The 17856-nt window shown below is 33.5% G+C and carries 15 protein-coding genes; 14 read left to right on the plus strand and 1 reads right to left on the minus strand.

What is annotated here, in order from left to right:
- The first annotated feature begins 23 nt into the window (after positions 1-23).
- Together rny and HMPREF0520_RS03630 are read left to right on the plus strand one after the other, a co-directional pair.
- A complete protein-coding gene (rny, locus tag HMPREF0520_RS03625; RefSeq protein ID WP_006729563.1) occupies positions 24-1655 on the plus strand; it encodes a ribonuclease Y in 1632 nt (543 codons plus the stop codon).
- 94 nt (positions 1656-1749) lie between these two features.
- Positions 1750-2886 carry a glycosyltransferase family 4 protein gene (locus HMPREF0520_RS03630; protein ID WP_006729564.1) on the plus strand — a complete coding sequence of 379 codons (1137 nt, stop codon included), beginning with the start codon at positions 1750-1752 and terminating at the stop codon, positions 2884-2886.
- Between the two features lie 46 nt (positions 2887-2932).
- Here HMPREF0520_RS03630 and HMPREF0520_RS03635 read toward each other — a convergent pair whose 3' ends face one another.
- Entirely contained in the window at positions 2933-3598 is a 666-nt protein-coding gene (locus HMPREF0520_RS03635; protein WP_006729565.1) for a YigZ family protein, read from the minus strand.
- A gap of 41 nt (positions 3599-3639) precedes the next feature.
- Here HMPREF0520_RS03635 and HMPREF0520_RS03640 point away from each other — a divergent pair, with 41 nt between their 5' ends.
- From HMPREF0520_RS03640 to uvrB, 12 genes are all read left to right on the plus strand, one after another.
- On the plus strand, positions 3640-4929 hold the full coding sequence (locus HMPREF0520_RS03640) for an ATP-dependent helicase ComFA (protein WP_010221826.1): 1290 nt from the start codon (positions 3640-3642) through the stop codon (positions 4927-4929).
- Positions 4907-5590 (plus strand): ComF family protein, encoded by a 684-nt coding sequence (locus HMPREF0520_RS03645; RefSeq protein ID WP_006729567.1) that lies wholly within the window; start codon positions 4907-4909, stop codon positions 5588-5590. The genes HMPREF0520_RS03640 and HMPREF0520_RS03645 overlap by 23 nt, the downstream gene beginning before the upstream one ends.
- 80 nt (positions 5591-5670) lie before the next feature.
- Positions 5671-6228, plus strand: a complete 558-nt coding sequence (gene hpf / locus HMPREF0520_RS03650; RefSeq protein ID WP_006729568.1) for a ribosome hibernation-promoting factor, HPF/YfiA family — start codon at positions 5671-5673, stop codon at positions 6226-6228.
- A 162-nt stretch (positions 6229-6390) separates the two neighbouring features.
- Entirely contained in the window at positions 6391-8790 is a 2400-nt protein-coding gene (gene secA / locus HMPREF0520_RS03655) for a preprotein translocase subunit SecA (RefSeq protein ID WP_006729569.1), read from the plus strand.
- 41 nt (positions 8791-8831) lie between these two features.
- A protein-coding gene (gene prfB, locus HMPREF0520_RS03660) for a peptide chain release factor 2 (RefSeq protein ID WP_100067563.1) occupies positions 8832-9948 on the plus strand; the annotation gives its coding sequence in 2 pieces (ribosomal slippage) (positions 8832-8903 and positions 8905-9948; 1116 coding nt in all).
- 16 nt (positions 9949-9964) lie between these two features.
- Complete coding sequence (locus tag HMPREF0520_RS03665) at positions 9965-10261, plus strand: hypothetical protein (RefSeq protein ID WP_006729571.1); 297 nt, start codon at positions 9965-9967, stop codon at positions 10259-10261.
- Positions 10262-10264: 3 nt separating this feature from the next.
- Positions 10265-11203 (plus strand): HPr(Ser) kinase/phosphatase, encoded by a 939-nt coding sequence (gene hprK, locus HMPREF0520_RS03670; protein WP_006729572.1) that lies wholly within the window; start codon positions 10265-10267, stop codon positions 11201-11203.
- Between the two features lie 14 nt (positions 11204-11217).
- Positions 11218-12051, plus strand: coding sequence for a prolipoprotein diacylglyceryl transferase (gene lgt / locus HMPREF0520_RS03675; protein ID WP_006729573.1), 834 nt, complete (start codon positions 11218-11220; stop codon positions 12049-12051).
- Between the two features lie 36 nt (positions 12052-12087).
- Entirely contained in the window at positions 12088-13107 is a 1020-nt protein-coding gene (locus HMPREF0520_RS03680; RefSeq protein WP_006729574.1) for an NAD(P)H-dependent glycerol-3-phosphate dehydrogenase, read from the plus strand.
- Positions 13108-13126: 19 nt separating this feature from the next.
- Positions 13127-14053, plus strand: a complete 927-nt coding sequence (gene trxB, locus HMPREF0520_RS03685) for a thioredoxin-disulfide reductase (RefSeq protein ID WP_006729575.1) — start codon at positions 13127-13129, stop codon at positions 14051-14053.
- Between the two features lie 16 nt (positions 14054-14069).
- Positions 14070-15797, plus strand: a complete 1728-nt coding sequence (locus HMPREF0520_RS03690) for a phospho-sugar mutase (RefSeq protein ID WP_006729576.1) — start codon at positions 14070-14072, stop codon at positions 15795-15797.
- A gap of 57 nt (positions 15798-15854) precedes the next feature.
- Positions 15855-17852: an excinuclease ABC subunit UvrB gene (uvrB, locus tag HMPREF0520_RS03695; protein WP_006729577.1), complete on the plus strand. Its 1998-nt coding sequence runs from the start codon at positions 15855-15857 to the stop codon at positions 17850-17852.
- Positions 17853-17856: the final 4 nt, after the last annotated feature.

A 17856-nucleotide genomic window follows, 5' to 3' on the forward strand; every position in this document is an offset into this window, starting at 1 on the left:
ATATAGAAAAAGGGCGATAGTGTATGCAAAATAATTATTTGAGTTTTGTCGCTATCGTTATTTTTTCAATCCTGATTAGTGGAGTGGCAGGCTATTGTTATCGTAAGCATAAATGGGAACAGGCTGCTGAAAATGCAAAAAATGATGCTAAGCATATCATAGAAAATGCAAGATTGGACATTCAGTCAGCTAGAGAAAAACTACTAACTGAAAAACAAGCATTGCAGGAAATGAAAAAGCATGTTGCAGATCTAAAAAAAGAGAAAATTCTTGAAGCACAGGAAGAAATTCATAGATATCGTGAAAAAGTTGAAAATGAACTTAACCAACGACGTAAAGAAGTTTCCAGACAAGAGAATAGATTGTTGCAACGAGAAGATGCAATTGACCGTAAAGATGGTATGCTTGATCAAAAAGATTGTCAGCTCACACAAAGGGAAAATCAAGTTAAAGAGTTACAAGCTGAACTTTCTGAAAAACACCAATTAGCTGATGCGTTGATACATCAACGTGAAGAAAAATTATATGAAGTATCTAGATTGTCAGTTGAAGATGCTAAGAAGATTATTTTGTCAGAGTTGTCGGATAAATTAGTTGCCGAGCGTGCTGCATTAGTAAAAGAGAGTAATGAGCAGGCTCAAGCAAAAGCTGAACATTACGCAACTAAGTTGATTGTAGAAGCTATTCAGAGTAGTGCAGCAGATACTGTTTCGGAAAATACTGTTTCAGTTGTTAATTTACCAAATGATGATATGAAAGGCCGCATAATTGGTCGTGAGGGTAGGAATATTCGTTCATTTGAAGCTATGACTGGTATTGATTTAATTATTGATGATACACCTGATGTTGTAGTTTTAAGTGGCTTTGATCCTATTCGCCGTGAAATTGCTAAGAGAGCCCTAGAAAATTTAATAAAAGATGGTCGTATACATCCTGCGAGAATTGAAGAAACCGTAGATCGTGCTCGTAAGGAAGTTAACGATGATATTTATGAAGCTGGTGAAGGTGCCTTAATGGAATTAGGTATTCATAAAATGCATCCTGAGTTAGTTAAAATTTTGGGTCGTCTAAAATATCGCACATCATATGGTCAAAATGTGTTGTCGCATTCAATTGAAGTAGGCAAATTGACAGGTGTAATGGCATCAGAACTTGGTTTAGATGAAAAAATAGCGGTACGTGCAGGATTATTACATGATATAGGAAAATCAATCGATCATGAAATTGAGGGGTCACACGTTGAAATCGGTGTAGAACTAGCACGTAAATATCATGAATCTGAGATAGTAATTAATGCTATTGCAGCACACCATGGTGATGTGCCAAAAATGTCATTTATTGCAGAGTTAGTTGTAGCTGCAGATACAATATCTTCAGCTAGACCAGGTGCTAGAAGTGAATCGCTAGAAAATTATATTCGCCGATTGGAGCAGTTAGAAAAAATATCTAAGGGTTATCCTGGCGTAAAACAAGCGTATGCTATTCAAGCAGGTCGTGAGATTAGAATTATGGTTGAACCAGATAAAGTTTCTGATGATCAAATTGTGTTGTTAGCACGAGATATTAAAAATCAAATTGAAAATGAAATGGAATATCCAGGTAATATTAGAGTTACTGTTATTCGTGAAAAGCGAGCTGTGGATATAGCAAGATAAAGGTGAACCAATGTTGGCTCACTTTTTTGTTACTATTGTCTTTATTTAATCCTATTTGTATAATTGATTCAGATGTTTAAGAAAGTAGCGAATTATGTTTCAAATTATTATAAAAATTTTTTCTTTGGTGATTATATCAGTTTTAATTACACCTTTTATTCGAAAGCTAGCTTTTGTATTAGGTGCGGTAGATAATCCGAATGCAAGAAGAGTTAATAAAAAACCAATGCCCACTATCGGTGGATTAGGAATTTTTGTTTCTTTTAATATAGGTGAATTTGTTTTATTGCGTAGTCAATTTCCAACGCATGAATTATTTTCAATTCTTTTAGCATCGTCAGTTATTCTTTTAACTGGATTAATTGATGATATCTTGGAATTAAAGCCGAAACAAAAAATGCTGGGAATTTTTATCGCAGCATTGATCATATACTTTTTGGCAGGAATTAGAGTTAATGAGATATCGTTGCCTTTTATGTCACCAATTAATTTAAGTTGGTGGAGTTTACCAATTACGGTATTTTGGATTTTAGCCTTGACAAATGCTGTGAATTTGATTGATGGCTTAGATGGCTTAGCTACCGGTGTATCAATGATTTCATTAAGTACAATGGGTATTGTAGGTTTCTTTTTCTTACATGGTTGGCAAAATTATGTACCTTTAATGTGTATTATGTTAGCTACATGCTTATTGGGCTTTTTACCTTATAATTTTCATCCTGCTAAAATCTTTTTAGGAGATACTGGAGCTTTATATATCGGCTTTATGATTTCTATATTGTCATTAAAAGGACTGAAAAATGTTACTTTTATTTCGCTATTAGTACCAATTATTATTTTGGGCGTCCCATTAACTGATACTATTTTTGCGATGATTAGAAGAAAATTGAATAAAAAGCCGATTACCGTTGCTGATAAACATCATTTACATCATCAATTGATGAGAATGGGATTAAGTCACCGTCAAACAGTATTAGCTATTTATGGTATCTCATTGTTATTTTCATTCATATCTCTTGTTTTTATATCATCACCGGCATGGGGTATTTGGCCACTGATGATAGGATTATTATTTGCTTTAGAACTATTTGTAGAGACTATTGGCCTACTAGGAGATAAATTTAAGCCGTTATTACATTTTATTCAAAATTATATCAATAAAATGCATCGATCAGATCCACAAGTTGGTATCTCGCATTTTTCTATTAAGAAGGATGAACATAAGGATTAATTTTTAAAAAAACGCATCTTTGATTTTTGAGATCAGGGATGCGTTTTTATTGATTATGGTAGTCAAAATCTGTTAACAAAATTTCATTATACAGGTCTTGTCCGATTGAAAATTCAACATGTTTAGCCAAGATATTATTAATATCTTGCTCAAACTTATCGATGTCTGATGAATCTAATAATACAGTTAGATTAATATCTGTTGTATATTCTTGTTTAAAAATTGAAATATGATTTTGCCTTAAAAAATATAGTATCTTATCTAAATGCTTATATTGGATTGAAAAAGATATTTTTTTTTGCAAAATACATTTAATAACACCAATATTTTCAGCTGCTTGTGTTACAGAGTTGGAATATGCTCTGATTAATCCTCCAGCTCCTAATTTGATGCCACCAAAATATCTTGTAACAACTGCAGTTATATTGTTTAAATTCATCAATTGCAACGCCTTTAATTCAGGAATGCCTGCAGTACCAGATGGTTCGCCATTGTCACATGCTTTAACACATGTATTGTCAAATCCAATAGTGTATGCATATGTGTTGTGAGTAGCATCTTTGTAGAGATTAGTTATTTTTTTAACAAAAATTTCAGCTTCTTCAACCGTATTAGTGCGTGCCATGGAGCAAATAAAGCGGCTTTTTTTAATTACTAGTTCGTGTGTACCATTTTCTTTTATTGTTAAATATTTTTCAGGTTTTTCAGTCAAAATAGACTCCTTTCTGCGTATTAAAAGTAGAGGTGTTAATATTGTTGAATAAACTTGCAGGTCGTCAATGGATCAATAATCAAGATAACGATATCATAAATTCAAAAGTAAAAAAAGTTCCAGCCATTATTGACAATATTTGCCAGCGTTGTGGGCAATTAGTCATTTATCGACTGCCAACTGGACATAAATATTGTCATAGTTGCATTGGTTTAGGTAGAGTGAGTGAAAATGATTTTTTATGTAGAATGTCTCGTGTTGGGGATGCAGTCAAAAACAAAAATCATGTATTAACTTGGAAAGGTGATTTAACTGATCGGCAAGCAAAGGTATCCGCTGATTTATTGCATGCTTTGCAAAATAATCAGGATCATTTGGTGCATGCAGTTACTGGTGCAGGGAAAACTGAGATGCTTTTTAAAGCTGTAGAATATTTTTTGCAGCAGGGAAAATATGTAGCACTGGCGACACCTAGACTTGATGTCGTTAATGAATTATATCCTCGTATGTGTCAAGCATTTGCCAATACTAAAATTGGAAAATATCATGGAAAAATGGCACAAGATCCCGATAATGAACCATTTATTATTTGCACTACTCACCAACTTTTAAAATATTATCAGGCTTTTGATTTGATAATTATTGATGAAGTTGATGCTTTTCCATATGTCAATAATCCTATGTTATATTATGGTGCGAAAAATGCTATTAAGCCAACAGGGCAAACTTTTTATTTGACTGCTACACCTTCCAAAGATATGTTAACTAAAGTTAAAAATGGAGAGATGGGATATTCATTATTGCAACAAAGATTTCATGGTGGCTTGTTAGCTGTACCTGAAGAATATTTGTTTTGGCGTAAATATATTAGTGGCGAATCTCTACATCCTTTTTTAATAAAAGTACTAAATGAAATTATTAATAGTGGTAAGCCTTTATTAGTATTTGTACCTAGAATTGCTGAATTGGGACTTTATCAGACAATCTTGCAAAAAAAATACTCGCAATTAGTGATTGCTAGCGTACATTCGAGTGACAAAAATCGACAACAAAAAGTTGAACAATTTAGAAACAGAGAAATATCTATTTTATTAACTACGACTATTTTAGAACGAGGAGTTACGTTTCCAGGAGTACAAGTTATAGTCATAGCAGCAGATGATGCTATATACACAACGGCAGGATTAGTCCAAATTGCTGGAAGGGTGGGACGTGCAGCAACTGATCAGGTGGGTCGGGTTATTTTTTGTTATCACCATTATACTAAGGCTTTAAAAGAGGCAAAGAAACAGATTGTGGAGATGAATCATGCAACTATGTCTTTTATGTAATCAACCTTTCACAGATGAGGTAGACTTAAAAACAATTTTTTTACCTGTAAGTTATGTGGCTAAAATTATTTGCGTGAACTGTTATAAAAAATTTAAAAAAATCACTCATCCAGCATGCATAAATTGTAATTCTTACAAAAACAAACTTAATCAAGAGCAATTGTGTAATGATTGCTTAGCTTGGAAAGTTAGATATAATGGTGACTTAGCTTTTAACCGCTCGATTTATCAATATAATGACGCTTTTCATGATTTGATGGTAGCTTATAAAAGATATGGACATTATGTTTTATTTAATGTTTTAACTGAATTAATTAAAAATCAGTTGCCACTTGCGGATAGATATATCCCAATCCCTAGTTCACCAGAACATTTACAACAGCGAGGATATGATACTATTATTTCTATCTATGAACCATTATGCAATTTGAGTCCCGTTTTAATCAAAAAAGCGGGTGGTGAAGCACAGGGTGAAAAAAATAAAAATGAAAGATTAGCAACTGATAATTTATTTAGCTTAAAAGCAAATGTTAAATTATCTGGTCAGATAGTATTGCTTGATGATATATATACTACGGGAAGAACGATTTATCATGCATGGGAGATTATCAAAAAAGCCTTCCCTGATTGCAACGTAAGTAGTTTTACAATCGCTCGTTAATTATATATAAAACCGCTTCCAAATATGCTATAATTATAGTATAAAGAAAACGTCAAAGACGTCGAAGGGAGAGAATCTTTATGTTAAAATACAACGTTCGTGGTGAAAATATTGAAGTAACAGATGCTTTGAAGTCTTATGTTGAAAAGCGACTTGAAAAGTTAGAGAAATACTTTGAAATAGAATCTGACGTAATTGCACACGTTAATTTAAAGGTATATTCAGAAAAGTCTTCCAAGGTTGAAGTAACAATTCCTTTGCCATATTTAGTATTACGTGCTGAAGATACGACTGATGATATGTATAAGAGTATTGACTTTGTATCAGAAAAGTTGGAACGTCAAATTAGAAAATACAAGACGAGAATTAATCGCAAGAGTCGTGAACGTGGAATGAGAGACTTTTTCTATGACACAGATGTTGTTTCAGGTGCTACTGAGGAAAAGGCAGTTAGCGGATTTGATATTGTGCGTAACAAGCATTTGAATTTGAAACCCATGGATGCTGAAGAAGCAATTTTGCAAATGAATATGTTAGGTCATAATTTCTTTATTTTTGAAGATGCTGATACTAATGGTACAAGTATTGTATATAGAAGAAATGACGGACGTTACGGCTTGATTGAAACTAATGAATAATCTAATTGAGGTTAGAAGTTATATATAAATCCCTTTTTAAAGTGTTTAACTTTTTAGAGGGATTTTTGCTGTTATTTATATTTTTAATTTTATAAAAATAATGTTAAAATAGGTTAGTATATTTAAAATTGTGCACAAATTTTAACGTTAAGGATCGATTTAATGACTAATATTCTTAAAAAACTTTATGATAATGACAAAAGAGATTTGAAAAAATTTGAAAAGATAGCCAATAAGGTTGAAAAATTAGCAGATCATTTTGCTAATATGACTGACGAGCAGTTACAACATATGACTGTTGAGTTCCGTGACCGTTTGGCAAAAGGTGAGTCTTTGGATGATATATTGCCCGAAGCTTTTGCTACTGCTAGAGAAGGTGCAAAACGTGTTTTAGGTTTGTATCCTTTTCATGTGCAAGTAATAGGTGGTATCTCATTACACTATGGTAACATTTCAGAAATGATGACTGGTGAAGGTAAAACTTTAACAGCTACGATGCCAGTTTATTTGAATGCATTAACAGGGCAAGGTGTTCATGTTGTTACTGTTAACGAATACCTTTCTGCTCGTGATGAAAGTGAAATGGGTCAATTGTATAAATGGTTAGGCTTAACAGTTGGATTAAACCTTAATTCGATGTCATCTGATGAAAAACGTGAAGCATACAGTTGTGACGTAACATATTCAACCAATTCGGAATTAGGCTTTGACTATTTACGTGATAACATGGTTGTTTACAAAGAACAGATGGTTCAGCGTCCTTTAAATTACGCTATCATTGATGAGGTCGATTCAATTTTAATTGATGAAGCTAGAACACCTTTAATCATTTCTGGACAAGCTGAGCAAGCTAATAACGAGTATATCCGTGCCGATCGCTTTGTTAAAACTTTAGTTGAAGACAAAAGTGATGACAATATGGACGACAATGAGGATCATGGTGATTATAAAATTGACTGGCCAACTAAAACAATTAGCTTAACTAATCAAGGTATTAGCAAAGCGTGTGAACATTTCGGCTTGAATAATTTGTATGATATTGATAATCAAGTGTTAGTGCACCATCTTGATCAAGCATTACGTGCAAATTATATTATGTTGAATAACATTGATTATGTCGTTCAAAATGGCGAAGTTTTGATTGTTGATTCCTTTACAGGTCGTGTTATGGAAGGTCGTCGTTACTCTGACGGCTTGCATCAAGCTATTGAAGCTAAAGAAGGTGTGAAGATTCAAGAAGAATCTAAAACTCAGGCAACAATCACTTATCAGAATTTCTTTAGAATGTATAAGAAATTGTCAGGTATGACAGGTACAGCCAAAACAGAAGAAGAAGAGTTTCGTGAAATATATAATATGCAAGTTATTACGATTCCAACTAATCGTCCTAAGGCACGTAAAGATTTACCCGATATTTTATACCCAACCTTGGATTCGAAATTTGAAGCTGTAGTAGAAGATATTCAAACACGTCACGCTAAAGGTCAACCTGTATTAGTGGGTACGGTAGCTATTGAAAGTTCAGAACGTTTAAGTAAGATGCTAGACCAAGCTGGAATAGCTCATGCTGTTTTGAATGCTAAGAATCACGCTAAGGAAGCAGAAATTATTATGAATGCTGGTCAGCGTGGTGCAGTTACTATTGCAACTAACATGGCAGGTCGTGGTACTGATATTAAATTAGGGCCTGGTGTTAAAGAATTAGGTGGATTAGCTGTTATCGGAACTGAACGTCACGAATCAAGACGTATTGATAATCAGTTACGTGGACGATCAGGACGTCAAGGTGATCCAGGTACAACAAGATTCTACTTGTCATTGGAAGATGATTTGATGAAACGTTTTGGCTCAGAACGTGTTAAGGCCTTTTTGGATCGCATTGCTGGTAGTGATGATGAAAAGGTAATCGAAAGTAGAATGATTACACGACAAGTGGAGTCTGCTCAAAAACGTGTTGAGGGTAATAACTATGATACTCGTAAGCAAACTTTGCAGTATGATGATGTTATGAGAACGCAACGTGAGATCATTTACGGTGAAAGAATGCAAGTTATTACTGAAGAACATTCCTTAAAAGAAGTGTTAATTCCTATGATGCAAAGAACGATTGCACATCAAATTGATTTGTACACTCAAGGATCTAAGAATCAGTGGCGAACAGATCAAATTCGTGACTTTATTGCTTCCAGTTTGGCTAGTGAAGAAGATGCAAAGAAGATCAATTTAAAGAATATAACTGTTGACGAATTAAAAGAACAATTATATGAAATGGTTGATGACAATTATGCAGAAAAAGAAAGACAACTAGTTGATCCAGAACAAATGTTGGAATTTGAAAAAGTTGTCATTTTGCGTGTTGTTGATGATCGTTGGACGGATCATATTGATGCGATGGATCAATTACGTCAATCTATCAGTTTAAGAGGATATGGTCAATTAAATCCTTTAGTTGAGTATCAAGAAGCTGGGTATCGTATGTTTGAAGAAATGATTAGTAATATCGAATATGATGCTACTAGATTATTTATGAAAGCACGTATAGTACCAAATATGAGTCGATAAAAAAGGGAGGGTTGACCTCCTTTTTTTGAAAGGAGTTTAATATGGAAATAAGTGAGATCCAAGCATTACTAGCAAATTTTGAAAAACAATTGTCACATTTTAGGAGGTCTCTTTGACTTCGATAATTTAAAAGAAAGTATCGCAATCAATGAGCAAAAAATGGCGGATGATACCTTTTGGAATGATCAGACGAATGCCCAAAAAATAATTGAAGCGACCAATTATATGCGTGAAAAAGTTGATAAATATCAAACCTTAAGTTCTGCTTTAGCTGATGCGAAGACGGCTGTTGAACTATATAATATGGAGCCGGAAAATGATATGCTAATGGAGATAACAGCAGAAGTTGAAAAATTGAAGAATGAATTTAATAACTATGAGCTGCATCTATTATTGTCGGGAAAATATGATGATCATAATGCCTTGCTAGAAATTCATTCTGGTGCTGGTGGTACAGAAGCTATGGATTGGGCTAATATGTTATTTAGGATGTATCAACGTTGGTGTGATAGTCATAATTTAACCTTTGAAGTAGATGATTTCCAGGTAGGTGACGAAGCAGGCTTAAAAAGTGTTAGTGTTAGAGTACAAGGTAATAATGCATTTGGCTTGTTAAAATCAGAAAATGGCGTGCATCGTTTGGTTAGAATCTCTCCATTTGATTCTGCTAAGAGAAGACATACGTCGTTTGCTTCAGTTGAAGTTATTCCTGAAATTGATAAGAGTATAAATATTGAAATAAATCCGGATGACTTACGAATCGATGTTTATCGATCTAGTGGTGCAGGTGGACAGCATATTAATAAAACATCTAGTGCTGTTCGAATTACGCACTTACCTACTGGTATTGTTACTTCTTCACAAGCTCAGCGTTCGCAATTCCAAAATCGTGAGACAGCAATGGATATGTTACGAGCAAAATTATTTAAACTTGAGGAAGACAAAAAGCGTAAGCAAACTGAGGCTTTAAAGGGTAATCAAAAGGAAATAAATTTTGGCTCTCAAATTAGATCATATGTATTTCATCCATATAATATGGTTAAAGACCATAGAACTGATTATGAAACTAGTGATACTATAGGAGTGATGAATGGTAATCTTGATCCATTTATTTATGCTTATTTGCAGTGGATGCTAAGTCAAGAAAATCCAGAGTAGAATTTGTGGTGATAATATGAAATTTAAATATTTTGTCATAGCAATATTAGCTTTTATAATTTTGAATTTGATATTGCTTTTAAATATAATTTATAAATTATTAACATTTCTTTTTCCAATTTTCTTTATAATCGATATACTTATTATTGTTTTTGGTGCTCTTTCGATTTATATTGCAATTCATAAGGCTAAAAAAAAGTATAGTAGTTATATCAAAAAATTTTATTATAATGATAATTGCAAGCAAGCATCAACATCTCATCGTAAAGAGGCTAGAAATGTTACTATTGATGATGTAGATAAAGAGGACTAATTTATGAGTGATATGGTTAAAATTAGTGAATTGTTGCATGATAATCCCACTTTGACAGTTAAACAGGGTGAAGATTATTTGGAACATAGGGTTGTGTCTGTATCTGATATTTCAAGACCTGGCTTGGAATTAACAGGTTATTTTGATTTCTATCCTAAAGAAAGAATTCAATTATTAGGTAAAACAGAAATTTCGTATAGTACACATTTAGATCATGATTTGAGAACCAATGTTTTTAGACGAATGGCCACTGATATTACGCCTTGTTTTGTGATTTCACGTGGATTACCTATTCCATCAGAATTGTTGGAAGCTGCAGAGCAGGCAAAAGTTCCAGTTTTAACTAGTAATATGCCTACAACTCAGTTGACTAGTGTCTTAATGCAGTACTTGGATGAACATTTAGCACCTAGAAAAAGTATACATGGTGTTTTAGTGGAAATTTATGGTATGGGTGTGTTGATTATGGGCAATTCAGGTGTAGGTAAGTCAGAAACTGCACTTGATTTAATCAAGCGAGGTCATCGTTTGATTGCTGATGATCGAGTTGATGTTTATCAAAAAGACGATAAAACGGTTGTAGGTGAGGCTCCAGCGATTTTGAAGCATTTGATGGAAATAAGAGGGATTGGTATTATTGATATCATGAGTCTCTTTGGTGCTGGAGCTGTTAAAGAAAAGTCTGAAATTCAATTAGTAATTAATTTACAAAATTGGGATCCTAAAGAAAATTATGATCGTTTGGGTATTGCAGAAAAGTATATCAACATCTTTGATGTTGCAGTTCCTCAATTAACTGTTCCAGTTAAAGTTGGACGTAATTTAGCAATTATTATTGAAGTAGCTGCCATGAACTTTAGAGCAAAAAAGATGGGATATGATGCTAGTGAAAAATTTGAAAGAAATTTGTCAGCTTTAATTGCTGATAATTCTCAGAAATAGAAAAAGGATTAAAGATGAACTTGATAATAAATCCAGTAGCTTTTAGATTAGGATCGATGTCAATTAAATGGTATGGAATATTAATGGCATCAGGAATTGTAATAGCATTATTGATGGCAATAGTTGAAGGAAAGAAGAGGCAGATAATGCCCGAAGATTTTTCCGATTTTCTATTGTGGGGAGTACCAATAGGCTTTGTAGGTGCAAGGCTTTACTATGTTATTTTTAAATGGGACTATTTTGCTCAAAATCCAGGGCAAATATTTGCTATTTGGAATGGTGGAATTGCTATTTATGGCGGGTTATTAACTGGCTTAGTTGTGTTAATTCTATTTTGTAATTCTAGATTTTTACCTCCCTTGTTGATGTTAGATATTATTATTCCAGGCGTTATGGCTGCTCAAATAATTGCTCGTTGGGGTAATTTTATTAATCAAGAAGCACATGGTGCGTGTGTTAGTTTATCCTTTTTACAAAGCTTGCATTTACCAGATTTTATAATTAAGCAAATGTATATAGCAGGTCATTATTATCAGCCAACATACTTATATGAATCATTTTTCAATTTAATTGGACTAATTATTATTTTGGCCTTACGACATAAAAAAGGTTTGTATAAACGAGGAGAAGTATTTTTTAGTTATTTGATATGGTATTCTGTAGTTCGTTTCTTTGTGGAAGGGATGCGAACAGATAGTTTATATTTGATGAACACCATTAGAATTTCGCAATTAGTAAGTGTTATTTTGTTTATTGTAGCAATTGTGTTATTAATTTATCGTCGCAAATATAAGCATGTCAAGTGGTATTTAGATGGTAGTGGATTAAAATATCCGTATGAGCGTTAATATTATTTTGGATTAATAGATAGAAAGTTGATAGAAATGACAAAAATTAGTGTATTAGGAAATGGTTCGTGGGGCTCTGTATTGGGCTCAATGTTAGCAGATAATGGAAATGATGTTATTTTATTTGGTAATATTGCTGCAGTTAATCAAGAAATCAATGAAAAGCATACTAATGAGCATTATATGAAAAATTGGTCTTTAAATGATAGTGTTAAAGCAACGGATGATTTAGAGCTAGCTTTAAAAGATGCTGAAATTGTGTTATTTGTGTTACCAACCAAAGCAGTCAGGATAGTTGCTAAAAATGTTCGCAAAGTTTTAGATAAATTAGGCACTAAACCTTTGTTAGTTACTGCTACCAAAGGAATAGAACCAGGTAGCAAAAAATTGATTTCTGAAATTCTAACTGAAGAAATTTATCCTAATGATTTAGATAAAATTGTGGCTATCAGTGGACCTAGCCATGCCGAAAATGTTGCTCAAAAAGATTTAACAGCTATTGCTTGTGCATCAACTGATATTAAAAATGCCGAATTAGTTCAAAAATTATTTTCCAATAATTACGTCAGATTTTATACAAATCCAGATTTAATTGGTGTAGAAGTTGCAGGAGCAGTAAAAAATGTTATTGCGATTGCTGCAGGTATATTAGTTGGTAAAAAATTTGGTGATGATGCTAAGGCTGCCTTAATGACACGTGGATTAGCCGAAATTACTCGTTTAGGTGTTAAATGTTTCGGTGCCGATCGACTTACTTTTAGTGGCTTAGCTGGTATTGGTGATTTAATTGTTACTTGTACTTCTTCCAATTCAAGAAATTGGCGTTGTGGTAAGCAATTAGGTGAAGGTAAACCATTACAAGAAATTTTAGATAACATGGGACAAGTTGTTGAAGGTGCGACTACTGTAAAGGCCGTTCATGAATTATGTGAAGCTAATGATGTTGATATGCCAATTAGCGAGGCTATTTATCGTGTTCTTTATGAAAATTCAGATGTTGATCTAGAAATCAAAAAAATGATGGGACGTAGTCCAAAACCTGAAATCAGATTGTAAAATTTTAGGAGTATGAAAATTGATAAAAAAATATGATGTTATCATAATTGGAGCTGGACCTGGTGGCTTGACAGCCGCATTATATGCTTCCCGAGCTAATTTGTCAGTAGCTATAGTTGATAAAGGATTGTATGGCGGCCAAATGAATAATACAGGTGCCATTGATAATTATCCTGGCTTTGCTGATATTACTGGGCCGCAATTAAGTGAAAAAATGTATCAAAGTGCAATGAAATTTGGTGCGGAGTATTTCTATGCTGATGTGCAACAAATAATCGTTGAGCAACAGATGAAAAAGGTTATTACAGAAAAAGATGAGTTTCATGCTCCAGCAGTTTTAATTGCTACAGGTGCTGTACATAAACATCTCAACATTCCTGGTGAAGACACATATCAAGGAAGAGGTGTGTCATATTGTGCTGTATGTGATGCTGCTTTTTTCCGAAATGAAGAAATTGCTGTTATTGGTGGCGGAGATTCTGCTATTGAAGAGGGGCTATATTTAGCTCAAACTGCTAAAAAAGTTACAATTATACATCGTCGTAATGAACTGCGTGCGCAACCAGTTTTACAAAAGATGGCATTTGCTAATGATAAGATTGATTTTATCTGGAATGCAAATACGGAAGAAATTTTGGGTGATGGTAGTAGAGTTACGGCAGTGAAGTACTATGATAAAAATGCTGAAGAACAGAAGATTTTAAATGTTTCAGGCGTATTTATTTATGTTGGTGTACAAGCTAATAGTATGGCTTTTAGTAATTTAGGGATTTGTGATGAACACGGTTGGATAATTACTGATGATCATATGCAAACTAAAGTAGAAGGTATATTTGCTTTAGGTGATGTACGTCAAAAGGATTTAAGGCAAATTGCTACAGCAGTTGGTGAAGGCAGTATTGCAGGACAAGCTGCTTATCATTATTTACAAACTTTAAAAAATTAAATCGGAGGATAAACATATGGGGGCAAAGGACAGACTAGCTCAATGGTTAGGAAATGAACGCTTAAATTCAGATATGCGTTCAGAACTAATGGAATTTAAAAAAAATTCAGCTTGGGTTGAAGATGCCTTTGGTCAAGATATTAATTTTGGTACGGCAGGGATGCGTGGATTGCTAGAGCCTGGTACTAATCGTATTAACTTTTATACTGTAGGTCGTGTGACGGAAGGCTTAGCTAAACTAATAGAGGAGAATGGTTCTACTGCTATCAAACGTGGGGTTGTTATAGCATATGATTCACGTTATTATTCACGTGAATTTGCAACACATGCTGCACAGATTTTAGGTAATCATGGTATTACAGTCTATTTATTTGACAATTTGCGTCCTACACCGGAATTGTCTTTTGCAGTACGCTATCTTAAGACTTTTGCAGGTATTAATATTACAGCATCGCATAATGCTAAACAATATAATGGTTATAAAGTTTATGGCGAAGATGGTGCACAGATGTCACCTGATAATGCAGATCGATTATTTGCTTTTGCTCAAAAAGTTACCGATATTTTTTCTGTTACTTGTGCATCTGTTAGCACATTAAGACAAAAAAATATCTTACATATGATAGGTGAAGATGTTGATCAAGCATACCTTAAAGAACTTGCAACCGTAAATCTTAATTCTTGTTTAATTAATAAAAATGCTGATCAAATCAAAATCATATATACACCAATTCATGGTGCTGGTAAGGTTTTGTACGATCGGGCATTTAGACAAGCTGGATTTAAAAATATAATCCCTGTAGTTTCACAATCAATCATTGATCCTGAGTTCCCTACAACAATTAAGCCAAATCCTGAATTTAAGCAATGCTTTGATGAAGGTATTAAGTTAGCTAATGATCTGAAAGCAGATTTGATTATAGCTACAGATCCTGATGCTGATAGAATGGGAGCTTGTGTCCGTACTTCAGATGGAAGTTTTCAAGTCTTAACTGGTAATCAAATTGCAACTTTATTTATTAATTATTTGCTAGTTAATCTTAAAGCAGCTGGTAAATTATCATCTGATTACGAATTAATTACGTCAATTGTTTCTAGTGCCTTACCTTTTAAGATTGCTCAGGATTATGGTATTAAAACTAAGCATGTTTTAACTGGATTTAAGTTCATTGGTGAAGAAATAGATCGAATGAGTACACAGAATGACGGTCATTTCTTGATGGGATTTGAAGAAAGTTATGGTTACTTATTTAAACCCTTTACTCGTGATAAAGATGCGATGCAAGGTGCTTTGATGTTGGCTGAAGTTGCTTGTTATTATGCTTCACATAACAAAACTATTTTTGATGGATTACAAGAAATTTGGAACAAATATGGCTTTGCTTATGAAGTAACTAGTGCACTAGAAATGCCAGGTCTTGGTGGTCAAGAAAAAATGAAGTTGTTGATGGATAAATTGCGAAAAGATCCGATTAAAGAAATAATGGGACAACATGTTACAAAGACACAAGATTTCTTATTACAGACAGAGTCTATTAATGGTCAAATGAGTAAATTGGAAGGCTTTACTCAGTCTAATGTTTTGAAATATTTCTTAGAAGATAATACTTGGCTGGCCTTAAGACCATCAGGTACTGAACCCGTAGTAAAAGTTTATGTCGGAGTTAACAAGGATAATTTTTCTAATGCTAAACAGGCAGCAGAAGATTATACAGCAGCTATTGAACATATTTTATTCAAATAATAGAATATATACTTTAAAGTTGGACTTAGGTCCGACTTTTTTTACAGAGGTATTTTAATGATTCGAAAACAAAAAAATAAAAGATTTGAATTAGTATCTAAATTTCAACCAGCGGGAGATCAGAAACAAGCTATTGATCAATTATGTGATAATTTCAAAAAAGGAGTTAAGGAACAAATATTGCATGGAGCCACTGGTACTGGTAAGACTTTTACTATGGCTAATCTTATTGCTAAATTAAATAAACCAACATTAGTTATTTCACATAATAAGACTTTAGTTGGTCAATTATATGGTGAATTTAAACAATTTTTTCCTAATAATGCTGTTGAATATTTTGTTTCTTATTATGATTATTATCAACCAGAAGCGTATGTTCCCAGTTCAGATACATATATTGAAAAAGATTCCGCAATTAATGATGAAATTGATCAATTAAGGCATGCTACGACTTCTGCATTAATGCAAAGAAAAGATGTGATTGTTGTTGCTTCAGTTTCGTGTATTTTTGGGTTAGGTGATCCTAGAGAATATGCTAAAAGTGTCATTTCTTTGTCGGTAGGTGAAGAGTATGAACGAGATCTGCTATTACGAGATTTAGTGAATATTCAGTATGATCGAAATGATTTAGATTTACAACGTGGACATTTTAGAGTACATGGAGATATTGTAGAAATTTTTCCAGCTGGCAATTCAAATAAAGTGTATCGTGTTGAATACTTTGGAGATGAAATTGATCAGATCGTGGAAGCAAATTCCCTGACTGGTGAAATATTAGGAAAATGTGAGCAGATCTCTCTATTTCCAGCTACGCATTTTATGACAGATAGTGAACAAATGAAGCGAGCTATCAACGACATCAAAAAAGAACTATCATTGCAGGTCAAAGCTTTTGACGATAAAGGAAAGTTGTTAGAAGCACAAAGAATAAAGCAACGTACTAATTATGATATTGAAATGATGCAAGAAGTTGGTTATACCAATGGCATTGAAAATTATTCTCGCCATATGGATAATCGCAAAGCAGGTGAACCGCCTTATACTTTATTAGATTTCTTTCCAGATGATTTTTTAATTTTAATTGATGAATCACATGCTACAATGCCTGAATTACAAGCTATGTATAATGGTGATCGTAGGCGCAAACAGACTTTAATTGATTATGGCTTTCGCTTGCCTTCCGCTTTGGATAATCGCCCATTAAAATTATTAGAGTTTGAAAAACATGTGCATCAAATTGTTTATGTTTCTGCTACTCCAGGTGATTATGAATTATCCCGTACTGATAAAGTAGTAGAACAAATCATTAGGCCAACTGGATTATTAGATCCTATAGTTGAAGTTCGACCTATTAATGGTCAAATTGATGATTTGATTGCTGAAATCAACATCCGGATCAGACGAAAAGAACGGGTTTTTGTGACTACATTGACCAAAAAAATGTCGGAAGATTTAACTGATTATTTAAAAGAATTGGGTATTAAAGTCCAATATTTGCATTCAGAAATTAAAACTTTGGAACGGATGAAAATAATTCGTGACTTACGTTTAGGCAAGTTTGATGTTTTAGTGGGCATTAATTTGTTAAGAGAAGGCATAGACGTACCGGAAGTATCATTAGTTGCGATTTTAGATGCTGATAAGGAAGGCTTTTTACGTTCTACTAGACCTCTTGTGCAGATGATGGGTAGAGCTGCTCGCAATGAAAATGGTAAAGTGATTATGTATGCCGATCATATAACAGATTCGATGCAAGCTGCTATTGATGTAACAGAGCGTCGGCGTAATATTCAAATGCTCTTTAATCAGAAACACCATATTATTCCTAAAACAATTGTTAAGCCAATACGTGATATTATTTCACATACAAAGGATGTCGATCAAAAAGATAAGCAGATCAATGATTTTTCTGATTTGAATTTTGATGAATTAAGTGCAAAACAAAAAGAACAAATGATTATTAATTTGACTGAACAGATGAAAATAGCTGCTCAAAAGTTGGATTTTGAGACTGCGGCAACATTAAGGGATGCGATTATTGATTTGAAAAAGTGATCGC

This window comes from Lactobacillus iners DSM 13335, from assembly GCF_000160875.1.
Lineage (GTDB): Bacteria > Bacillota > Bacilli > Lactobacillales > Lactobacillaceae > Lactobacillus > Lactobacillus iners.